Annotated in this window: 16 protein-coding genes; 10 read left to right on the top strand and 6 right to left on the bottom strand. The window is 59.9% G+C overall.

Going from position 1 to position 21723, the window contains the following annotated elements; translation table 11 throughout:
* Positions 1-116 precede the first annotated feature (116 nt).
* Complete coding sequence (locus AB4O35_RS13600; protein ID WP_065874831.1) at positions 117-2036, top strand: ATP-binding cassette domain-containing protein; 1920 nt, start codon at positions 117-119, stop codon at positions 2034-2036.
* Positions 2037-2221: 185 nt separating this feature from the next.
* On the opposite strand, the gene AB4O35_RS13605 is transcribed toward AB4O35_RS13600, so the two are convergent.
* Positions 2222-2662, bottom strand: coding sequence for a universal stress protein (locus AB4O35_RS13605; protein ID WP_065874832.1), 441 nt, complete (start codon positions 2660-2662; stop codon positions 2222-2224).
* Positions 2663-2767: 105 nt separating this feature from the next.
* On the opposite strand from AB4O35_RS13605, the gene AB4O35_RS13610 reads away from it, so the two are divergent.
* The 7 genes from AB4O35_RS13610 (at position 2768) to AB4O35_RS13640 (ending at position 11168) form a co-directional block, all read left to right on the top strand.
* On the top strand, positions 2768-3205 hold the full coding sequence (locus tag AB4O35_RS13610; RefSeq protein WP_049709432.1) for a hypothetical protein: 438 nt from the start codon (positions 2768-2770) through the stop codon (positions 3203-3205).
* 482 nt (positions 3206-3687) lie between these two features.
* Complete coding sequence (fadB, locus tag AB4O35_RS13615; protein WP_065889479.1) at positions 3688-5835, top strand: fatty acid oxidation complex subunit alpha FadB; 2148 nt, start codon at positions 3688-3690, stop codon at positions 5833-5835.
* A 29-nt stretch (positions 5836-5864) separates the two neighbouring features.
* On the top strand, positions 5865-7040 hold the full coding sequence (fadA, locus tag AB4O35_RS13620; protein ID WP_065874835.1) for an acetyl-CoA C-acyltransferase FadA: 1176 nt from the start codon (positions 5865-5867) through the stop codon (positions 7038-7040).
* Between the two features lie 97 nt (positions 7041-7137).
* On the top strand, positions 7138-7374 hold the full coding sequence (locus AB4O35_RS13625; RefSeq protein WP_010563748.1) for a DUF1653 domain-containing protein: 237 nt from the start codon (positions 7138-7140) through the stop codon (positions 7372-7374).
* Positions 7375-7488: 114 nt separating this feature from the next.
* Complete coding sequence (gene topA / locus AB4O35_RS13630) at positions 7489-10110, top strand: type I DNA topoisomerase (protein WP_065874836.1); 2622 nt, start codon at positions 7489-7491, stop codon at positions 10108-10110.
* A 126-nt stretch (positions 10111-10236) separates the two neighbouring features.
* Complete coding sequence (locus AB4O35_RS13635; RefSeq protein WP_065874837.1) at positions 10237-10758, top strand: DUF6586 family protein; 522 nt, start codon at positions 10237-10239, stop codon at positions 10756-10758.
* A 176-nt stretch (positions 10759-10934) separates the two neighbouring features.
* Entirely contained in the window at positions 10935-11168 is a 234-nt protein-coding gene (locus tag AB4O35_RS13640; protein ID WP_010212068.1) for a hypothetical protein, read from the top strand.
* A 189-nt stretch (positions 11169-11357) separates the two neighbouring features.
* Here AB4O35_RS13640 and sulA read toward each other — a convergent pair whose 3' ends face one another.
* The gene (gene sulA, locus AB4O35_RS13645; protein ID WP_065874838.1) at positions 11358-11831 is read right to left on the bottom strand and encodes an SOS-induced cell division inhibitor SulA; all 474 of its coding nucleotides are present in this window, start codon (positions 11829-11831) and stop codon (positions 11358-11360) included.
* A 10-nt stretch (positions 11832-11841) separates the two neighbouring features.
* Positions 11842-12450: a transcriptional repressor LexA gene (lexA, locus tag AB4O35_RS13650; RefSeq protein WP_003172575.1), complete on the bottom strand. Its 609-nt coding sequence runs from the start codon at positions 12448-12450 to the stop codon at positions 11842-11844.
* Between the two features lie 263 nt (positions 12451-12713).
* Here lexA and AB4O35_RS13655 point away from each other — a divergent pair, with 263 nt between their 5' ends.
* Positions 12714-13421 (top strand): TetR/AcrR family transcriptional regulator, encoded by a 708-nt coding sequence (locus tag AB4O35_RS13655; protein WP_065874839.1) that lies wholly within the window; start codon positions 12714-12716, stop codon positions 13419-13421.
* Between the two features lie 144 nt (positions 13422-13565).
* Positions 13566-14576, top strand: coding sequence for a beta-N-acetylhexosaminidase (gene nagZ / locus AB4O35_RS13660; protein ID WP_065874840.1), 1011 nt, complete (start codon positions 13566-13568; stop codon positions 14574-14576).
* Positions 14577-14669: 93 nt separating this feature from the next.
* Here nagZ and AB4O35_RS13665 read toward each other — a convergent pair whose 3' ends face one another.
* The 3 genes from AB4O35_RS13665 to mfd are packed head-to-tail and all read right to left on the bottom strand — an operon-like array spanning position 14670 to position 21397.
* Positions 14670-17360, bottom strand: a complete 2691-nt coding sequence (locus AB4O35_RS13665; RefSeq protein WP_065946147.1) for a DEAD/DEAH box helicase — start codon at positions 17358-17360, stop codon at positions 14670-14672.
* A gap of 9 nt (positions 17361-17369) precedes the next feature.
* On the bottom strand, positions 17370-17936 hold the full coding sequence (locus AB4O35_RS13670) for a CsiV family protein (protein WP_065874842.1): 567 nt from the start codon (positions 17934-17936) through the stop codon (positions 17370-17372).
* Positions 17937-17947: 11 nt separating this feature from the next.
* The gene (gene mfd / locus AB4O35_RS13675) at positions 17948-21397 is read right to left on the bottom strand and encodes a transcription-repair coupling factor (protein ID WP_065874843.1); all 3450 of its coding nucleotides are present in this window, start codon (positions 21395-21397) and stop codon (positions 17948-17950) included.
* Positions 21398-21723: the final 326 nt, after the last annotated feature.

Genomic DNA, 21723 nt, shown 5'->3' on the forward strand with positions numbered 1-21723 from the left:
GGCCGGTTGGTTCAAGTTCGTTGGAAATGTCCTACAGAACGTGTCGGCAGCGAAAATGCCAGCCGCATCCCACCCTCAACTCAGGTAGAATGCGCGCCCAGTTTTTGGAGAAGCGTATGACCCTGCTCAAATTCAGCGATGTGTCCCTTGCTTTCGGCGCTATGCCGTTGTTGGACAAGGTGTCCTGGCAGATCGCCCGTGGTGAGCGGGTGTGCATCATCGGCCGCAACGGCACCGGCAAATCCAGCATGATGAAGCTGGTAAAAGGCGACCAGAAGCCCGATGACGGCTCTGTTTGGCGCGCTCCGGGCCTCAAGATTGGCGAATTGCCGCAAGAATTGCCGGTGGCCGACGGACGGACAGTGTTCGACGTGGTTGCCGAAGGCCTGGATGGCGTGGGCGAGTTGCTCGCGCAATACCATCACCTGGCGCAGAACTGTGTCACCGAAGAAGACCTGGACAAGCTGATGCACGTCCAGCAAGACCTCGAAGCCCGTGACGGCTGGCGCTTGCAGCAACTGGTCGACAGCACCTTGAGCCGCCTGCAACTGCCGGCCGACAAGACCCTCGCCGAATTGTCCGGCGGCTGGCGTCGTCGCGTGTTGCTGGCCCAGGCCCTGGTGTCCGAGCCGGACCTGCTGCTGCTCGACGAACCGACCAACCACCTGGACATCGGCGCCATCGCCTGGCTGGAAGAAGCCATCAAGGATTTCCAGGGCGCCGTGCTGTTTATCACGCACGACCGTGCCTTCCTGCAGAGTCTGGCCACGCGCATCCTCGAACTGGACCGTGGCGGCCTGATCGACTGGAACGGCGACTACGCCAGCTTCCTGGTGCACAAAGAGGCCTCTCTGGCGGCTGAAGAAACCGCCAACGCGCTGTTCGACAAAAAACTGGCCCAGGAAGAAGTCTGGATTCGCCAGGGCATCAAGGCGCGCCGCACCCGTAACGAGGGCCGCGTACGCGCCCTCAAAGCCCTGCGCGTTGAGCGCAGCGAGCGTCGTGAGCGCACCGGCAAGGCCAACATCCAGCTGGACACCGCCGACAAGTCGGGCAAGCAGGTAATGGTCCTCGATAACGTGAGCTTCGCGCACCCGGGCGGCCCGTTCCTGATCAAGGACTTCTCGATGGTCCTGGCGCGCGGCGACCGTATCGGTCTGCTGGGTGCCAACGGTACCGGCAAGACCACCTTGCTCAAGTTGATGCTCAATGGTCTGCAGCCGACCAGCGGCAGCGTGGAAGAGGGCACACGCATCGACGTGGCCTACTTCGACCAGTTGCGCCACCAGTTGGACCTGGAAAAAACCGTGATCGACAACGTCGCCGAAGGTCGCGACTTTATCGACATCGACGGCCAGAGCCGCCACGTACTCAGTTACCTGGGCGACTTCCTGTTCAGCCCGCAACGTGCGCGTACGCCGGTGAAAGCCTTGTCCGGTGGTGAGCGTGCGCGCCTGCTGCTTGCCAAGCTGTTCAGCAAGCCGGCCAACCTGCTGGTACTCGACGAACCGACCAACGACCTCGATGTGGAAACCCTCGAACTGTTGGAAGAAGTGCTGCTGACCTTCAACGGCACCGTGCTGATGGTGAGCCACGACCGGGCATTCCTCGACAACGTGGTCACCAGCACCCTGGTCTTCGAAGGTGAAGGCAAGGTGCGTGAATACGTCGGTGGTTACCAGGATTGGCTGCGCCAGGGCGGTTCGCCGCGTCTGTTGGGCGTGACCGAGAGCAAGTCCGGCAAGGCCGACTTGACCTCTGCCGTCGTTGCTCCGGTGGCCGCTGCTGCACCCGCTCAGGAAGCCGCACCGGCTGCCAAGAAAAAGCTCAGCTACAAACTGCAGCGTGAGTTGGAAGCCTTGCCAGCGGATATCGAAGCCAAGGAAAAGCAGATTGCCGCAGTAGAAGCGGAAATGGCTGACGCCGGTTTCTACCTGCGCCCGGCGGCGGAAACTGCCAAGGTCATCGCTTCCCTGGAAACCTTGAACCAAGAGCTGGAGGTGTTGGTCGAGCGTTGGGCTGAGCTGGATGCCTGAGTGATTCCAATGCATTAAAAAACCCGGTGTTCATTTTCATGAGCGCCGGGTTTTTTATATGACAATGCGATCAGAAAATGTGGGAGCGGGCTTGCTCGCGAAAGCGGTAGATCAGTCGACAGATGCGTTAACTGAAAGACTGCTTTCGCGAGCAAGCCCGCTCCCACATTTGATCTGCGTTGTACTTAAGAGGATTTCACCAGTTTCACCGCCAGTACATCGCACGGCGCGCCGTGCAGCACATCATTGGCAGTAGAACCCAGCAGCAACGCCAAACCGTGACGACCATGGCTACCCACCACGATCAAGTCGCAAGCCTTTTCCTTGGCCAAGTGGTGGATTTCCTGGCGCGGTTGGCCGTATGTCAGGTGGCAGTCTTCCTTTTTCAGATGCGGGTATTTGAGAATCAAACGGTCCAGGCGCTCCTTGGCCTGGTCAAATTGTTGTTGCTGCAACTGGGAAAGGTCCATCGGCACGTCACCGCCAAAGGCCATGGCCATGGGCTCGACGATATGCACCAGCGACAGTATGGCGCCATTGGCCAATGCCGATTCCTGCGCGCGCTTGATCACCGGATCGCACTCTTCGGTCAGATCGACAGCGACCAGAATATGTGTGTAGGGCATGAGGCGTTCCTCCAAGGGACTGCAATAAATTCAGTATGGCTGCTTTCAAGCGGATGCGGTTGCGTCAGATCAAATCCGCTCATCTAGAAATTCGGGAGTACACATATGACGGTCTGGATAGTGGTGTCAATCCTTGTGGTGGTTCTGAGCCCTCTGGCATGGCTGCGCCCGTCGCGCCATCAGAGTGGGCGCATGGCCCTGCGCATGGAGGCGCGCCGCATCGGCCTGGCCATGCAACTGTCGCCCCAGGAGTGGCCGCACTGGCTCAAGCATGAGCCACCGAGCCCGTGCGCGCAGTATTGCCGGCCACGGCGCGGCAGCACGCCGGCGCTCTGGAGCTATTGGCAGTTGGAGCCGGGGGTATGGGTAAATCAATGGCGTGAAGTGTGCGTCGATGAAAAGTTGTTGCCGTATTTTGCGACGCTGCCGGACAACGTCTACAAGATCGAGGCCGACAAGCAAATGATCGCCTTGTATTGGGGCGAGAAGGGCGAGGCGAGCGTCCTGAAGGATATCGATACGCTGCTTAGAGCCCTGGCCTGATAAACAGCAGGCCATAAAAAGCCCGACATATCATCGGGCTGGAGTTGGCCAGGCAGGCCGGTAATCTGTGTTTCCCGCGTCGGATGTTCATCCAGACGCGTTACGGTTGTCGCTAGCCTAGCGGCATATCCCGTTCTGTACAGCCTTTTCCCGAATGTTTTCTATTATTGATTCAGTGAATAGCTGAATATTGACGGGTCGCGGGCGTATGACTCGGGTTCTGAAATGACTGGAAAGTCGCGTTTTCCCTAGCCTTTCGAGCGATTGACAATTGCCCGGAATTGGATGAAGGTGGCGTACCCAAATCAAACGGGCGTATGAATTGAGCGTTTGTCTGTCAGACGACTCATACAGAATCCCGACTATCGCATTGGCGGGTGTGCCTGGCGGATTGGCGTGAACATTGACGAAATCATCAATGTCCCACCAGAGGCCAGCGTTCAATGTGTACTGTTCAGCTTCCATATCGTGGAGATCAGTTGATGATTTACGAAGGTAAAGCCATCACGGTTAAGGCTCTTGAAAGTGGCATCGTCGAATTGAAATTCGACCTCAAGGGTGAGTCCGTCAACAAGTTCAACCGTCTAACCCTGAACGAACTGCGTCAGGCCGTAGACGCCATCAAGGCTGATGCATCGATCAAAGGCGTGATCGTCTCCAGCGGCAAGGACGTGTTCATCGTCGGCGCTGACATCACCGAATTCGTCGACAACTTCAAGCTGCCCGATGCCGAGCTGGTGGCTGGCAACCTCGAAGCCAACAAGATTTTCAGCGATTTCGAAGACCTCAACGTACCGACCGTCGCCGCCATCAATGGCATCGCGTTGGGCGGTGGCCTGGAAATGTGCCTGGCTGCGGACTTCCGCGTCATGTCTGCTACCGCCAAAATCGGCCTGCCTGAAGTCAAACTGGGCATCTACCCAGGTTTCGGCGGCACCGTGCGCTTGCCGCGCCTGATCGGTGCCGACAACGCCATCGAGTGGATCGCCGCCGGCAAGGAAAACCGTGCTGAAGACGCGCTGAAAGTCGGTGCCGTCGATGCCGTGGTCGCCCCGGACAAACTGGCCGAAGCTGCACTGAACCTGATCAAGGGCGCCATCAGTGGCGAGTTTGACTACAAGGCCAAGCGTCAGCCGAAGCTGGAAAAACTCAAGCTCAACGCCATCGAACAAATGATGTCGTTCGAAACCGCCAAAGGTTTTGTGGCTGGCCAGGCCGGCCCGAACTACCCGGCGCCGGTTGAAGCGATCAAGACCATCCAGAAAGCCGCGAACTTCGGTCGCGACAAAGCCCTGGAAGTGGAAGCCGCTGGCTTCGTCAAACTGGCGAAAACCTCGGCGGCCCAGAGCCTGATCGGCTTGTTCCTGAACGATCAGGAACTGAAGAAAAAGGCCAAGGCCTACGACGAAATCGCCAAGGACGTGAAACAGGCTGCCGTACTCGGCGCCGGTATCATGGGCGGCGGTATCGCCTATCAATCGGCGTCCAAAGGCACGCCGATCCTGATGAAAGACATCAACGAGCACGGCATCGAGCAAGGCCTGGCGGAAGCCGCCAAGCTGCTGGTCGGCCGCGTGGACAAAGGTCGCATGACCGCAGCGAAGATGGCTGAAGTGCTTAACGGCATTCGTCCTACGCTGTCCTACGGCGATTTCGGCCATGTCGACCTGGTGGTCGAAGCCGTTGTCGAGAACCCGAAGGTCAAGCAAGCGGTACTGGCTGAAGTCGAAGCCCAGGTTAAGGACGACACTATCCTGGCGTCGAACACCTCGACTATTTCCATCAGCTTGTTGGCCAAGGCCCTCAAGCGTCCGGAAAACTTCGTCGGCATGCACTTCTTCAACCCGGTGCACATGATGCCGCTGGTCGAAGTGATCCGTGGCGAGAAGTCCAGCGAGCAGGCTGTTGCCACCACCGTTGCCTACGCCAAGAAAATGGGCAAGAACCCGATCGTGGTCAATGACTGCCCGGGCTTCCTGGTCAACCGCGTGCTGTTCCCGTACTTCGGTGGTTTCGCCAAGCTGGTCAGCGCCGGGGTGGACTTTGTGCGCATCGACAAAGTCATGGAAAAATTTGGCTGGCCGATGGGTCCGGCGTACCTGATGGACGTGGTCGGTATCGACACCGGCCACCACGGTCGCGACGTCATGGCTGAAGGCTTCCCGGACCGCATGAAAGACGACCGCCGTTCGGCGATCGACGCGCTCTACGAAGCCAAGCGCCTGGGCCAGAAGAACGGCAAGGGCTTCTACGCCTACGAGGCCGACAAGAAGGGCAAGCAGAAGAAAGTGGCCGACCCGTCGGTGCACGAAGTGCTGGCTCCGGTCATCTACGAACAGCGTGAGGTGTCCGACGAAGACATCATCAACTGGATGATGATCGCCCTGTGCCTGGAAACCGTGCGTTGCCTGGAAGATGGCATCGTCGAAACCGCCGCCGAAGCCGATATGGGCCTGGTGTACGGTATTGGTTTCCCTCCATTCCGTGGTGGTGCGCTGCGTTACATCGACTCGATCGGTGTGGCCGAGTTCGTTGCCCTGGCTGATCAATACGCTGATTTGGGCCCGCTGTACCACCCGACCGCGAAGCTGCGTGAAATGGCCAAAAATGGCCAGAGCTTCTTCGGTTAAGCGCCCAGACGACTAGAGCGAGAATATTTATGAGCTTGAATCCAAGAGACGTGGTGATTGTCGACTTCGGTCGCACGCCGATGGGCCGCTCCAAGGGCGGCATGCACCGCAACACCCGTGCCGAAGACATGTCGGCGCACCTGATCAGTAAATTGCTGGAACGTAACGTCAAGGTTGACCCGAGCGAAGTCGAAGACGTGATCTGGGGCTGCGTCAACCAGACCCTGGAGCAGGGCTGGAACATCGCGCGCATGGCGTCGCTGATGACCCAGATCCCGCACACCGCGGCCGGCCAGACCGTGAGCCGCCTGTGTGGCTCGTCGATGAGCGCGCTGCACACTGCCGCCCAGGCAATCATGACCGGCAACGGTGATGTGTTCGTGGTCGGTGGCGTGGAGCACATGGGCCACGTCAGCATGATGCACGGCGTCGACCCTAACCCGCACATGTCGCTGTACGCAGCAAAAGCCTCGGGCATGATGGGTTTGACTGCGGAAATGCTTGGCAAAATGCACGGCATTACCCGTGAAGCCCAGGACGCGTTCGGCCTGCGCTCCCACCAACTCGCCCACAAGGCGACCGTGGAAGGCAAGTTCAAGGATGAAATCATCCCGATGAACGGCTATGACGAGAACGGTTTCCTGAAATTGTTCGACTACGACGAAACCATTCGTCCGGACACCACCCTGGAAAGCCTGGCGGCCCTCAAGCCTGCCTTCAATCCAAAGGGCGGCACCGTGACAGCCGGTACGTCGTCGCAAATCACCGACGGCGCTTCGTGCATGATCGTGATGTCGGCGCAGCGTGCCCAGGACCTGGGTATCCAGCCGCTGGCGGTGATCCGTTCGATGGCAGTGGCGGGTGTGGACCCGGCGATCATGGGCTATGGTCCAGTACCGGCCACACAAAAAGCCTTGAAGCGCGCGGGCCTGACTATCTCCGATATCGACTTCTTCGAGCTCAATGAAGCTTTCGCCGCACAGGCCCTGCCAGTGCTGAAAGATTTGAAAGTGCTCGACAAGATGAACGAGAAGGTTAACCTGCACGGCGGTGCGATTGCCCTGGGCCACCCATTCGGTTGCTCCGGTGCGCGTATCTCCGGCACTTTGCTTAACGTGATGAAGCAAAATGGCGGCAACCTCGGGGTTGCAACCATGTGCATTGGTCTCGGCCAAGGCATTTCGACCGTCTTCGAACGCGTTTAAGCGTTGGGTTGACGGAAGCCGGGGCCCAGTGCCCCGGTTTTTGTTTTTTGGAATTTTTAATATTTTTTTTCAACACATTTTGTAAGAGGGCCAGAGCATGAAAGTCGAACCAGGGCTCTACCAACATTATAAAGGTCCGCAGTACCGTGTTTTTAACGTGGCACGGCATTCCGAGACTGAAGAAGAAGTGGTGTTTTACCAAGCACTGTATGGCGATTACGGCTTTTGGGTGCGCCCATTGAGCATGTTCCTGGAGAGCGTCGAAGTTGACGGCGAGCAGGTCCCGCGCTTTGCTTTGGTCCAGGCCGAACCGAGTCTTTTTTCCGGGCAATAACGGCAGGTCGCGCAGAATGCTGCGCTTGACCTCATCTTGTTGCCACTATATATAGCGTTGCCGCGACAGGCGCCAACTGCCTTTCTCTTCTCGAATTCAGGAATTTTCCGATCCATGGGCAAATCGCTGGTCATTGTGGAATCCCCGGCTAAGGCCAAGACCATCAACAAGTACTTGGGCAACGAGTACGTGGTGAAGTCGAGTATCGGCCATATCCGAGACCTGCCCACCAGCGGTTCGGCTAGCGCCAGCAAGGAGCCTGCCGCCAAGCGCGGCAAGGCGGCCGCGGGCGAAGGTCCGGTGCTCACGCCTAAAGAGAAAGCGCGCAAGCAGCTGGTCTCGCGCATGGGTGTGGACCCGGATCATGGCTGGAAGGCCAAGTACGAAATCCTTCCGGGCAAGGAAAAGGTCATTGAGGAGCTGCGCCGGCTCGCCAAGGATGCTGACACCATCTATCTCGCGACGGACTTGGACCGCGAAGGGGAAGCCATTGCCTGGCACCTGCGGGAAGCCATCGGCGGTGATGACAGCCGCTACAAGCGCGTGGTGTTCAACGAAATCACCAAGAAAGCCATCCAGGAAGCCTTCTCCAAGCCGGGCGAGCTGGATATCGACCGTGTCAACGCCCAGCAAGCGCGTCGTTTCCTCGACCGCGTCGTGGGTTACATGGTCTCGCCGCTGTTGTGGGCCAAGATCGCCCGTGGCTTGTCCGCTGGCCGTGTGCAATCGGTTGCGGTAAAGCTGGTGGTGGAGCGTGAGCGCGAGATCCGTGCGTTCAACCCCGAAGAGTACTGGGAAGTCCACGCCGACCTCGGCACCGCCAAGGGCGCCAATGTGCGCTTTGAAGTGGCCCGTGAGAAAGGCGAGGCCTTCAAGCCGCTGAACGAAGCCCAGGCCATGGCCGCGCTGGAAAAGCTCAAGGCTTCCAGCTACAGCATCGTCAAGCGTGAAGACAAACCGACCAGCAGCAAGCCGTCGGCACCGTTCATCACCTCCACCCTGCAGCAGGCCGCGAGCAACCGCCTGGGCTTTGGTGTGAAGAAAACCATGATGATGGCCCAGCGTCTGTACGAAGCCGGCTACATCACTTATATGCGTACGGACTCCACCAACCTGTCGCAAGACGCGGTGGCGATGGCGCGTACTTATATTGAAACGGAGTTCGGCAAGAAGTACCTGCCGGAGAAGCCGAACGTCTACAGCAGCAAGGAAGGCGCACAGGAGGCTCACGAAGCGATTCGTCCTTCCGACGCCAACACTGAGCCAAGCAAGCTGAGCGGCATGGAGCGTGACGCTGAGCGCCTCTACGAGCTGATCTGGCGCCAGTTCCTGGCGTGCCAGATGCTGCCGGCGCAATACCTGTCCACCACCGTGAGCGTGGGCGCTGGTGACTTCGAGCTGCGTGCCAAGGGGCGTATCCTCAAGTTCGACGGCTATACCCGTGTAATGCCGCAGATCGCCAAGCCTGGCGATGACGATGTGCTGCCGGATATGGCTCAGGGCGATACGCTGAAGCTGATCAAGCTCGACCCGTCCCAGCACTTCACCAAGCCGCCGGCGCGTTATTCGGAAGCCAGCCTGGTGAAGGAGATGGAGAAGCGCGGTATCGGTCGTCCTTCGACCTATGCAGCGATCATCTCGACCATCCAGGACCGTGGCTACGTTGCGCTGCATAACCGTCGTTTCTACTCGGAAAAGATGGGCGATATCGTCACTGAGCGCCTGTCCGAGAGCTTCTCGAACCTCATGGACTATGGCTTCACCGCCGGCATGGAAGAGAACCTCGATGACGTGGCCCAGGGCGAGCGCGACTGGAAAAATGTGCTGGACGAGTTTTACGGCGACTTCAAGAAGAAGCTTGAAGTAGCAGAAAGCCCTGAGAGCGGCATGCGCGCCAACCAGCCGGTGATGACCGACATCCCGTGCCTGACCTGCGGCCGCCCGATGCAAATTCGTACGGCGTCCACCGGCGTGTTCCTCGGTTGCTCGGGCTACAGCCTGCCGCCGAAAGAACGCTGCAAGGCCACCGTTAACCTGGTACCAGGTGATGAAATCGCGGCCGACGATGAGGGTGAATCCGAGTCGTTGGTACTGCGTGGCAAGCACCGTTGCCCGATCTGCAGCACGGCGATGGACGCCTACCTGCTGGACGAAAAGCACAAGCTGCACATCTGCGGTAACAACCCGGATTGCAACGGCTACGAGATCGAAGAGGGCACTTACCGCATCAAGGGCTACGAGGGTCCGAGCCTGGAATGCGACAAGTGCGGCAGCGAGATGCAGCTCAAGACCGGCCGTTTCGGCAAGTTCTTCGGTTGCACCAACCCGACCTGTAAGAACACCCGCAAACTGCTGAAAAGCGGTGACGCGGCGCCGCCGAAGATGGACCCGGTGAAGATGCCTGAGCTCAAGTGCGAGAAGGTCAACGACACCTACATCCTGCGTGACGGCGCTTCGGGGCTGTTCCTGGCTGCCAGCCAGTTCCCGAAAAACCGCGAGACCCGTGCGCCGCTGGTGCTGGAAATTGTGCCGCACAAGGATGAGATCGACCCTAAGTACCACTTCCTGTGTGAAGCGCCGAAGAAGGACCCGGATGGTCGCCCAGCCGTGATCCGCTACAGCCGCAAGACCAAGGAGCAGTATGTGCAGTCGGAAGTGGACGGCAAGCCTACCGGCTGGAAAGCGTTCTACGACGGCGGCAAGTGGAAGGTCGAAGACAAGCGCCAGGGCGCTTGATCGACTGATCCGCTAAATACCAAGGCCGCCTGCACAGGCGGCCTTTTTTTTGCGCTTGCAGTGCGCTCGGCTGATCCGTAACACTGTTAAGCCAGCATCACGCTTATTCGTTGTGGAGACTGCCGCATGGCCAACGAACTCTATACCCGTACCAATCAGAAAATTTACTTTGCGGGTTTGTCCCTGGAAGCCCTTGGCCGCGCCGAGGAAGGGAAGGAGATGAATGCCATTGCGCTCGTTCAGGCGGGGCGTGAAGCCGCGTTGTTCCACCTTTACGGTGCCTTGTTGGGGCTGTGCCATGAAATCGCCGGGTTTTACCGTCTGCCCCAGGCCGGTTCGCCGCGCGCAGAAATGATCATTAACCGCGACGTGCTCGACACAATGGCGATCCCTGAACTGGCTGAGCTGGTGGAAATGGCGCAAAGCCCCGACAGCTGGATCGCGCGTTTGCTCAAGGCGCATGCCGACATGTTCCAGCCGCCGCGTGTTCCCCACGTGCCCAAGGGTGACGTGACCCAGCCGCTGATCGTGGCAGTGGCGGTTGAAGACGACGAACCCAAGCCGTTGAGCCGGGAAGAGTTGGAAGGCTGGCGCCAGGAGCTGAAAAAACTGGCGCTGCGCTATCGCGAAGGCCTGAACGAGTGCTGAGAGGACGTTGCTGAAGTATGCCGATCAAAATATGGGAGCGTTGAACCGCCGTTCCCACATTCGAATCGAGTCAGCTGCGCACCGTTCATCAAGCCGTAAAGAAACCTGTCCAGATCGTCAGCGGGGTTGGGTGGATGACTGATATAATTCCCGTCTTTCGTGGAGAACAGACTTTTATGCCGACGTCCTTTCTGGAAATTGTTGAGTTGCCTGACGGCCGAATCGAGCTGCGCCGGGCTGAGGACGAAGGTTCTCTGGTTATTCTGGATTTTTCCGAGGACGCCAAGGTGTTCCTGCAGGGCCAGCATGTGGAAGTGGCTAAAGCCATGTTGAGCGTGGGTGTACAGATGGCAGGTCGCTTGGCTGAAGGTGAACCGGAGAAAGAAGATGGGCCGCGGGTGCTTCACTGAGTTGTAGTGATCGGGCTTGTGGAATCGTCGCACCGCCCGCGCCGGGCTGCGAAGCGGCCCTAACTAGATTGATGCGGTACATCAGGCAAACCACGATGCCTGGTTTTGGGACTGCTTCGCAGCCCAGCCCAGCGCGAGCAGGCTCGCTCGCCACAGTAAGCCCGATCTCCACAGGCCAGGCCTGTGGTTTTATCCCAGTCGAATATTCAAGCTCTGCGCATCGCCAACGCGTGCCGCACTGATCAACTGTTGCTTGGCGGTAGCGTTCAACGGATTCAACCAGCTCACCACCGTATGGCTACGGCCCAGGCGCAAGGCTTCGCAGGTCAACTGCTGGGCACTTTGCGCACCGCGCGGTTGCAGTAACAGGATGCGCTCGCGGTTGAGGCCGGCGTCCCGCAACCAGGCCTGGGTCAGGCTGGCCGGCGGAGCGATCAGCGTCAGCCAGCGGGCATCCTGCTCTTCGCTCAATTCGCGCAGGATCGGTGCCAGCAGGCTCAGGCAACTCCCCGCCGCACCGCGCAACGACAATTCACTGAACGCCTCAGGCTCTGCGCTCCAAGGCGCCTCGACCGTTTCCTTGAGGATGGGCGCAAGGGGTTGGGCCATGAAGGCCTCGAACAGCGACAGTTGTGTGTGTTGTGGGGTGTGAATGAGCTGCATGATGCCTCCTTTAGCGGCGAATGACGCCGACGCTCAAGCCTTCAATCACCAGGTCCTGATCTTTCAGGTTCACTTCAATCGGGGCGAACTCAGGGTTCTCGGCCAGGAGCCAGACCTTGCTGCCTTCGCGCTTGAAGCGTTTGACGGTGACTTCATCGCCGATACGGGCGACGACGATCTGGCCATTACGGGCTTCGCGGGTGGTGTGAACGGCCAGCAGGTCGCCGTCGAAGATGCCCACGTCCTTCATGCTCATGCCATGGACCCGCAACAGGTAATCGGCGCGAGGATGGAAGAAGGTCGGGTTGATGTTGCAGGATTCCTCGACGTGCTGCTGCGCCAGGATTGGCGCGCCGGCGGCGACGCGACCGATGATCGGCAGGGTCGATTCGTCGGCCTTGGCTTCGAAGCCAGGGATACGAATACCGCGCGAGGCACCGGGGGTCATCTCGATCGCGCCTTTGCGAGCGAGGGCCTTAAGGTGTTCTTCGGCGGCGTTGGGGGACTTGAACCCCAGTTCCAGCGCAATTTCCGCTCGTGTCGGCGGGTAGCCGTTGTCATCGAGGCAGCGCTTGATAAAAGCCAGAATCTCAGCTTGGCGTGGCGTCAGTTTTAGCATGTTGATCGCTCTGTCTTTTTATACAGTGACTGGGATTATATACAGTGGACTGCGCTTGGCAATCATCCTTTTCTATCACTCCGCTGGACGGTCATCGGACATGCTTCCTACAAAGCAGAGATAGCGCTGCCTACAGACCGATAGGGATGTGATTAAATAGCGATGAAAGACATGACTGCCCGGCCGGAAAGCGAACCCGCAGGCTTGACAAGACACAATCTGAAACGTATGTTTCAAACAAGTGTTTGTCAGGCGGAGTAGCCATGGCCCAGTCGGAAACCGTTGAACGCATTCTCGATGCTGCCGAGCAATTGTTCGCGGAAAAAGGATTTGCTGAAACTTCATTGCGGCTGATTACCAGCAAGGCTGGGGTCAACCTCGCTGCAGTGAATTACCATTTCGGCTCGAAAAAGGCCCTGATCCAGGCGGTGTTCTCACGCTTCCTTGGGCCGTTCTGCGCCAGCCTCGACCGTGAGCTGGAGCGCCGCCAGGCCAAGGCTGATCACAAGCCTACCCTCGAAGACCTGCTGGAAATCCTGGTTGAACAAGCCCTGGTGGTTCAACCGCGCAGCGGCAACGACCTGTCGATCTTCATGCGGCTGCTGGGCCTGGCGTTCAGCCAGAGCCAGGGTCACTTGCGGCGTTATCTGGAAGACATGTACGGCAAGGTATTTCGTCGCTATATGTTGCTGGTCAACGAGGCCGCCCCGCGCATTCCGCCCATCGAACTGTTCTGGCGCGTGCACTTCATGCTCGGTGCCGCAGCGTTCAGCATGTCCGGGATCAAGGCATTGCGGGCTATTGCCGAGACCGATTTCGGCGTCAACACCTCCATCGAACAGGTCATGCGCCTGATGGTGCCATTTCTCGCTGCCGGCATGCGTGCCGAAACCGGCGTGACCGACCCGACCATGGCCGCCGCCCAATTGCGTCCGCGCAGTAAAACCACGCCGGCTGTCGCCAAGGTTTGACCGCCCCGGGTGTGCGAGGCCGCTTGCATCCGCTAAGCTAGCCGCCATGCCGATTTCAGCTATTTATTCGCAACCCATTGTGCTCAACGCGCCATTCGCGCCGCGTGAGGGCAACGGGTTGCGCGCGTTATTTAAGGAAGGTTTATGACTGCTGCCCTGCAAGGTTCTTTGATGGTCGACGTTGCCGGTACCTGGCTGACGGCCGAGGACCGCCACCTGCTGCGCCAGCCTGAAGTGGGCGGCCTGATCATTTTCGCGCGCAATATCGAGCATCCGCGCCAGGTGCGTGAGTTGAGCGCGGCAATTCGTGCCGTGCGCCCGGATCTGCTGCTGGCAGTCGATCAGGAAGGCGGTCGTGTACAGCGCCTGCGCCAGGGTTTTGTGCGCCTGCCGGCCATGCGTGCGTTGGCGGATAACCCGAATGCCGAGTACCTGGCCGAGCAGTGCGGCTGGGTCATGGCGACTGAAGTACTGGCCGTGGGCCTGGACCTGAGCTTCGCCCCGGTGCTCGACCTGGACTACCAACGCAGCGCCGTCGTCGGCACCCGTTCCTTCGAAGGCGACCCCGAGCGCGCCGCCGTGCTGGCCGGTGCCTTTATCCGTGGCATGAACAGCGCCGGCATGGCTGCCACAGGCAAACACTTCCCGGGCCACGGTTGGGCTGAGGCCGATTCACACGTGGCGATTCCCAATGACGAACGTAGCTTGGAAGAGATTCGCGCGAATGACCTGGTGCCGTTCGCGCGCCTGAGCACGCAGTTGGCGGCGGTGATGCCGGCGCATGTTATTTACCCGCAGGTTGACGCTCAGCCAGCTGGCTTTTCGCGTCGATGGTTGCAGGATATTTTGCGCGGTGAATTGCAGTTCGATGGGGTGATTTTCAGCGATGACCTGTCGATGGCCGGTGCACATGTGGTCGGTGACGCGGCCAGCCGGATTGAAGCCGCGTTGACGGCTGGTTGTGATATGGGGCTGGTGTGCAATGATCGGGCGGCTGCTGAGTTGGCACTGACGGCTGCTCAGCGGATGAAGGTCACCCCATCGGCGCGCATTGCGCGGATGCGGGGGCAGGCGATTGCTTCGACGGATTACAAGCAGGATCCGCGGTGGTTGGCGGCGCTTACCGCGTTGCGGGATGCTCAGTTGGTCGGCTGAAAACCGCGTCGCGGCTATCGCAGGCAAGCCAGCTCCCACATGGGAATGCATTCCAAGGTGGGAGCTGGCTTGCCTGCGATAGCGGTCTAACCGTCAACGCTTCTCTTGCTTATGCGGCAACGGCGCAAACAACGCTTCAATATCCTCATTGCCCAACTGCCAATCCCCGGTCGTGCGCCCATCCAGCACACCCGCCGCCAAGTCTGACTTTTCCTTCTGCAGGTGCTGGATTTTTTCCTCCACCGTACCCCGCGCAATCATCTTGTAGACGAACACCGGCTTCTCCTGCCCGATCCGGTACGCCCGGTCAGTCGCCTGATTCTCCGTAGCCGGGTTCCACCAAGGGTCGTAGTGGATCACCGTGTCGGCTTCGGTCAGATTCAGGCCTACACCGCCGGCCTTCAGGCTGATCAGAAAAATCTGCAGCTTGCCACTCTGGAAGTCCTTTACCGGCGTACGCCGATCGCGGGTCTGGCCGGTCAATAGCGCGTAGGCCACGCCACGCTTTTTAAGCTCCACTTCGATCAGGCTCAGCATCGAGGTGAACTGGGAGAACAGCAAAATTCGCCGCCCTTCGGCAAACAGTTCTTCGAGCATGTCCATCAAGCTATCGAGCTTGCCCGAGCTGCTGCCCCGTGCGGGCAGGGCGGCGTCGTTGACCAAGCGCAAATCGCAGCACACCTGACGTAACTTCAACAGCGCTTCAAGAATGATGATCTGGCTGCGCGCCACGCCCTTGCGGGTAATCTCGTCGCGCACCTTCTTGTCCATGGCCAGGCGCATGGTTTCGTACACATCGCGCTGCGCCTCGTTGAGGTCGACCCAGTGGATGATCTCGGTCTTGGGCGGCAACTCCGTGGCCACCTGTTCCTTGGTGCGGCGCAGCAGGAAGGGTTTGATCCGACCGTTGAGGTGCTGCAATCGCACATCGCTGGCGCGCTTTTCGATGGGCACGCGGTAATCACGGTTGAAACTTTTTACATCGCCCAGCCAGCCCGGCAACAGGAAGTGGAACAGCGACCACAGTTCACCCAAGTGGTTTTCCAGCGGCGTACCACTCAGGCACAAGCGCTGCCGCGCATTCAGCTCACGCGCCGCCTGGGCGGCTTTGCTATTGGGGTTCTTGACGTACTGCGCTTCATCGAGGATCAGCACATGCAAGGGCAAGGCCGCGAGCTGGTCGATGTCCTTGGGCAGCAGGGCGTAGGTGGTCAGCAGCAGGTCATAGTCCTGCAGGTTGGCGAAGTGTTTCTTGCGCGTTGCGCCATACAACGCCAGCACCTTGAGCTGAGGCGTGAAGTGCGCCGCTTCATCAAGCCAGTTGGGAATCAGGCTGGTGGGCATCACCACCATGCACGGCCGGTCCAGGCGCCCGGCGGCTTTCTCGGTGAGAATATGCGCCAGCGTCTGCAGGGTTTTGCCCAGGCCCATGTCATCCGCAAGTATGCCGCCGACATCGAGCTGACGCAGCGACTGCATCCAGCTCAAGCCTTCCAATTGATAAGGCCGCAAGGTCGCGTTCAACCCTTCGGGCGCCACGCAGGTGAAATCCTTGATGTCCCGCAGGCGTTGGGCGAAGTTGCGGATCTTTTCGCCACCTTCCCATTGCAGCGGCAGGTCTTCCAGCGGGTTCAGGCGAATCGCATCGGCCTTGGCCAGGCGCAGCGTGGTGCTGCCGGCTTCCTGCAGGTAGAACTCGCCGAGGGTGGCCAGCACGGGTTTAAGCCGGCCGTAAGGCAGGGCCACTTGCAGCGGACCATGGCCATTGGGCAAGCCGGGAATGTTCACCAGGATCAGCTCATTATCGCGGCGTCGCGCGAGTTTTTCCGGATTCAGGATCTCGGTGTGTGAGCGCATCAGGTTCAGCAGGATCGGCAGCAGGCTCAGCCGTTCGCCATTGACGATAATCCCCAGCTCCAGGTCGAACCAGTCACGTTCCGGCCCTTCATCGACGGTGGCGTACCAATCATCGACGGCGCTCAGGTCGAAACCGAAATCTTCTTCGATCTGCAGCTCCCAACCCTCGGCCCGCAAGGTCGGCGAGGCATTGAGGGTGAAGTTCAGCCAGGCGCTGTCATTGACCAGTTCGAATAGCTCACCGGCGCTTTCCGGCAGGGCTTTGCTCTGACGCGTGGCGATCTTGAAACCCAAGAGCCGCAATTGCTCGCGGTACGGTTGCTCCCGCTCCGGATGCCGCTTGATGCGCAGGCTCTGGGTGTCCTGGCGCACGATGATGTCGGCGTTTTTTTGCCCGCTGACATAGTTACCCAAGTAGTTGAACGACAACGCCGCGCGGTGCTGGATGTAGCGCTGCATCTTGCCGTTGCGCGGTTCAAATGCACTGAACTCGACACTGGCCAGCCACAAGCGCGGCACGGGCAGCACGTCCTCCATCACCACCTGCGGCAACGCCACGCGGTTATCCAGTACGGATTGGAGCTTTTCCAGCAACTCGGCATCCTGGGCCGCAGCCGGGTAGGCCAGGGTTTCCTGAACCTTGAGCAGCACCGCCGCGATGTGTTTGCAGTTGGTGTGCACCGGGCAGGTACAGCGGCTGTCCACCAGGATCAGCGTGCCTTTGGCCGATTCGCGCAGCGAGATGGTCTGCCGATAAACGTTGCCGCCCGAGCCTTCGCAACTGGCGACGATGGTGCTGTCGCCGGACTCGACGATGCGCACCCGGTTCTCCAGGGCATAACGTCGCCCGCGCTCCAGGCTCTGCTCTTTGAAGCGATTGGCCCACGAAGGGGCCAGGGGTTTAGTCAGCGACGACGTCAGGGGCATGGCGCTGGATCAGTCCTGGATGTCAGGCGGTGGTGCGCTGGGTGGTTTGGCGGTCAGCGAGGTGATCTTGATCAGCAGCGCCAGATGGCCGCCATCCAGGTAGTTGAGTTGGTTGTTCTTGGTGCGCACGTCGGTCTGGCTCAAGTGTTCGCTGGCGATCACGCTGCCGTTGCTGTCGAACTGGTTGATCCAGAAGTTCGCATCGATATCGGTAAACCGGCCCAGTTGCAGGCTCAATACGCCTTCGATAGGAAACTGACCGAACTGCTCCTGGCCGTCGGAAATGGCGACTTTGACCGGCTGCTCGCCCAGGTTCTGTTCCCACGCCTTGTGTAACAGCACCGTGTAGGTGGAGTCAGCGCGCAGCTTATCGACAATGTTGGACAGCCGCGGCGGGCTCAGTTTATCGCCCAGGCGCGCTGCGCCGGCATCCCAGTTTTCCGGCGCGGCGCGGCTGTTGAGCACCGGCTCCGCGTTCTGGCGCACCAGGATCATTTCCACCTGGTACGGGCTGTCGGCGAATGCCGCAGGTGCCACTACCACCAACAACAAGCTCAAAATGCGGAACAAGCGCATTGGGGCGTCCTTCAAGCAGATTTCGGGATGAGGCGCTCGAACAACGCCTCCAGTGTATTAAAGCGTTCTTCAGCGCGTTCCATCGGCACCATGAACTTGAACAGCGTAGCCCCTTCGAACTTGTAGCGGTTGGGCTGGCCCTGAATCAACTTGATCAGCACCAACGGGTCAACCGGCGTCTGCGCTTCAAATTCGATGCGCCCGCCTTGCGGCCCGGCGTCGACTTTCTTGATGCCCAACTGCTCGGCCTGCAATTTGAGCAAGGTCAGGCGCACCAGGTTCTTGGTCGGTTCCGGCAGCAGGCCGAAGCGGTCGATCATCTCCACCTGCAGGTCCTTGAGGCCTTCTTCGTCGGTGGCCGAGGCGATGCGTTTGTACAGGATCAACCGCGCATGCACGTCCGGCAGATAGTCTTCGGGAATCAACGCCGGCAAGCGCAGGTTGATTTCCGGACCGCCGCCCAGCGGTTGATCGAGGTTCGGTTGCTCGCCCTTGCGGATGGCTTTCACCGCGCGCTCAAGCATCTCCATATACAGGGTGAAGCCCACCGCCTGGATCTGCCCGCTCTGGCCGTCGCCCAGCAGTTCGCCGGCGCCACGGATTTCCAGGTCGTTGGTGGCCAGTACAAAACCGGCGCCCAGGTCCTGAGTGTTGGCGATGGCTTCCAGGCGCTTTTCCGCGTCGGAAGTGATCTGCTGGCGCGGCGGCGTGAGCAAATAGGCATACGCCTGGTGGTGACTGCGACCCACCCGGCCGCGCAGTTGGTGCAACTGCGCCAGGCCGAATTTGTCGGCGCGCTCGATGATGATGGTGTTAGCGCTCGGCACGTCGATACCGGTCTCGATGATGGTCGAGGCGATCAGCACGTTGAAGCGCTTGTGGTAGAAGTCGCTCATCACCTGTTCGAGTTCGCGTTCGCGCATCTGCCCGTGGCCGATGGCGATGCGCGCTTCCGGTACCAATTCGGCGAGGTCGGCAGCGCATTTCTCGATGGTCTTCACATCGTTGTGCAAGTAGTAAACCTGCCCGCCGCGCAGCAATTCCCGTAGCAGTGCTTCCTTGACCGTGCTTTTGTTCTGCTCCATCACAAAGGTGCGTACCGACAAGCGCCGCGCCGGTGGCGTGGCGATGATCGACAGGTCGCGCATGCCCGACACCGCCATGTTCAGCGTGCGCGGAATCGGCGTGGCGGTGAGGGTGAGGATGTCGACTTCGCTGCGCAGGGCCTTGAGTTGTTCCTTCTGACGTACCCCAAAACGGTGTTCTTCGTCGATGATCACCAGGCCGAGGTTCTTGATCTTCACATCGTCCGACAACAGCTTGTGGGTGCCGATCACGATGTCGATCTTGCCTTCCGCCAGGTCAGCGATGGCGGCATTCACTTCCTTGGCCGACTTGAAGCGGCTCATCACTTCCACGGTCACCGGCCAGTCGGCAAAGCGGTCGCGGAAGCTGTTGTAGTGCTGCTGGGCGAGCAGGGTGGTCGGTACCAGGATCGCCACCTGGCGGCCGCCGTGCACGGCGATGAAGGCGGCGCGCATCGCCACTTCGGTCTTGCCGAAGCCCACGTCGCCACACACCAGGCGGTCCATCGGCTTGGGCGCGAGCATGTCGGCGCGCACGGCTTCGATGGTGGTTTGCTGGTCCGGGGTTTCTTCGAAAGCAAAGCCGGCGCTGAAGGTGGCGTAGTCGGCTTTCGGGTCGGCGAACGCGTAACCTTCGCGCGCAGCACGGCGGGCATAGATGTCGAGCAGTTCGGCGGCGACGTCGCGCACTTGCTCGGCGGCCTTGCGCTTGGCTTTCTGCCAGGTCTCGGAACCCAGGCGATGCAACGGCGCCAGGGCGTCGTCGCTGCCGGTGTAACGGGCGATCAAATGCAGGCTGGCCACCGGCACGTAGAGCTTGGCGCCCTCGGCGTATTCCATGGTGAGGAATTCGGCAGCCTGGTTGTCGATTTCCAGGGTTTGCAGGCCGAGGTAGCGGCCGACGCCGTGGTCGATATGCACCACCGGCGCGCCTTCGCGCAACTCGGTGAGGTTTTTGATCACCGCGTCGTTGTTGGCGTCGGCGCGTTTTTCGCGGCGTCGACGTTGCATCACGCGCTGGCCGAACAGCGGGCTCTCGGCGATCAGCGCCAGGGCCGGGTCGTCCAGCAACAGGCCTTCGTCCAGCGGAGCGATGGTGATCGCCAGGCGTTCTTTGCTTTTTAAAAAGTCCGGCCAGCTGTCGACGGTTTTCGGTCGCAGCTTCAGGCGTTCCAACAGCTCCAGCAGGACTTCCCGACGCCCGGCGGACTCTGCGGTAAACAGCACGCGGCCTGGGAAGTCGCCCAAGAAGTTGGACAGCGCTTCCAGCGGTTGTGTGGCTTTGGCCTGGATCGCCAGATCCGGCAGCGTCCCCGCCGGGAAGCGCTCGCGGCCGCTGCCGGCGTCCACATCCTGTTGGCTGGCGACCACGCGGGGCCAGTTTTTAAGACGGGCAAAGCAGTCTTCCACCGGCAGGAACAGCTCGGCGGGCGGCAATAAAGGCCGGGACGGATCAACGCGGCGCTCTTCATAGCGGTTACGCACGTCGTTCCAGAAGTTTTCCGCTGCTTGCTCGATACCCGGCAGCGAGAACACTTGGGTGTCCTGTGGCAGGTAGTCGAACAAGGTAGACGTTTCGTCGAAGAACAGCGGCAGGTAGTACTCGATACCCGCGGGTGTAATCCCGCTGCTCAAGTCCTGAAAGATCGGGCAACGACGGAAGTCGACGTCGAAGCGCTCGCGGAAGCGCGCCTTGAAGCGCGTGACCGCATCTTTCTGTAATGGAAATTCCCGCGCCGGCAGCAGCTTGATCGACTCGACTTTGTCGATGGAACGCTGGTTTTCCGGATCGAAGGTGCGCAGGGTCTCGATTTCGTCATCGAACAGGTCGATGCGATAGGGCAGTTTGCTGCCCATCGGGAACAGGTCGATCAGCGCACCGCGCACCGCAAACTCACCGTGCTCGTACACCGTGTCGACGCAGCGGTAGCCGCTGGCCTCCAGGCGCGTGCGCATCTGTTCCACATCGAGCTTCTGGCCGATATCCAGGACCAGGCTGCTGCCCAGCAGGAACTTGGTCGGTGCCAGGCGATGCAGTGCCGTGGTGATCGGCACCACCAGCACACCGTGGGCCAGTTCCGGCAAGCGGTACAGGCTGGCGATGCGCTGCGAGATGATGTCCTGATGCGGCGAGAACAGGTCGTAGGGCAGGGTTTCCCAATCGGGAAAATGCAGCACCGGCAAATCGGGGGCGAAGAAGCTCAGCTCCTGCTCCAACCGTTCGGCACTTTGGCTGTCGGCGGTGAGCAGCAGGGTAAAGCGCTTGGCTGCGCTGGCAGCCTCGGCGATGGCCAGGCTCAGGGCGGCACCGGGCAGGTTGCCCCAGTGCTGTTTACCTGCCGCGGCAGGGAGAAGCGGTAGACGCAGAACGGGCACGGAAGGTTGAGCTCCAAGCGTTGCGACAAAGTCGGTAATTGTAACGGCCAGAGGTGCCGCCTGTCAGTTTCTGACTGAGCCTATTACGGTTTGTAGGAAATGTAGTGGCTAAGACAAACAATGGCGTGTTTTGACTCAATATGTAGTGCCGAAATGCGCGATTGTTTTGGAGTGTTACGGACAAGTCGGCGTTGTTGCCCATCGGTCGGCCTTCTGGAACCCGCGTATTTACTGGGCTCCAGCGGGGTGGCTTTTTTGCGCAAGGCTTTTTTGTTGTAGGACGCGCATTGCTCCGAGGACAGTCGGGCGGCATAATGTAGCCCCTT

The organism is Pseudomonas sp. H1_A03 (assembly GCF_054685145.1).

Bases quoted from the DNA above. Each gene is read 5' to 3' on its own strand.
- AB4O35_RS13635 (WP_065874837.1), top strand. From the start codon at position 10,237: ATGGCCAACGAACTCTATACCCGTACCAATCAGAAAATTTACTTTGCG.
- AB4O35_RS13600 (WP_065874831.1), top strand. From the start codon at position 117: ATGACCCTGCTCAAATTCAGCGATGTGTCCCTTGCTTTCGGCGCTATG.
- topA (WP_065874836.1), top strand. From the start codon at position 7,489: ATGGGCAAATCGCTGGTCATTGTGGAATCCCCGGCTAAGGCCAAGACC.
- AB4O35_RS13605 (WP_065874832.1), bottom strand. From the start codon at position 2,662: ATGCCCTACACACATATTCTGGTCGCTGTCGATCTGACCGAAGAGTGC.
- AB4O35_RS13665 (WP_065946147.1), bottom strand. From the start codon at position 17,360: ATGCCCCTGACGTCGTCGCTGACTAAACCCCTGGCCCCTTCGTGGGCC.
- fadB (WP_065889479.1), top strand. From the start codon at position 3,688: ATGATTTACGAAGGTAAAGCCATCACGGTTAAGGCTCTTGAAAGTGGC.
- AB4O35_RS13655 (WP_065874839.1), top strand. From the start codon at position 12,714: ATGGCCCAGTCGGAAACCGTTGAACGCATTCTCGATGCTGCCGAGCAA.
- nagZ (WP_065874840.1), top strand. From the start codon at position 13,566: ATGACTGCTGCCCTGCAAGGTTCTTTGATGGTCGACGTTGCCGGTACC.
- lexA (WP_003172575.1), bottom strand. From the start codon at position 12,450: ATGCTAAAACTGACGCCACGCCAAGCTGAGATTCTGGCTTTTATCAAG.
- AB4O35_RS13610 (WP_049709432.1), top strand. From the start codon at position 2,768: ATGACGGTCTGGATAGTGGTGTCAATCCTTGTGGTGGTTCTGAGCCCT.
- fadA (WP_065874835.1), top strand. From the start codon at position 5,865: ATGAGCTTGAATCCAAGAGACGTGGTGATTGTCGACTTCGGTCGCACG.
- AB4O35_RS13625 (WP_010563748.1), top strand. From the start codon at position 7,138: ATGAAAGTCGAACCAGGGCTCTACCAACATTATAAAGGTCCGCAGTAC.
- sulA (WP_065874838.1), bottom strand. From the start codon at position 11,831: ATGCAGCTCATTCACACCCCACAACACACACAACTGTCGCTGTTCGAG.
- AB4O35_RS13670 (WP_065874842.1), bottom strand. From the start codon at position 17,936: ATGCGCTTGTTCCGCATTTTGAGCTTGTTGTTGGTGGTAGTGGCACCT.
- AB4O35_RS13640 (WP_010212068.1), top strand. From the start codon at position 10,935: ATGCCGACGTCCTTTCTGGAAATTGTTGAGTTGCCTGACGGCCGAATC.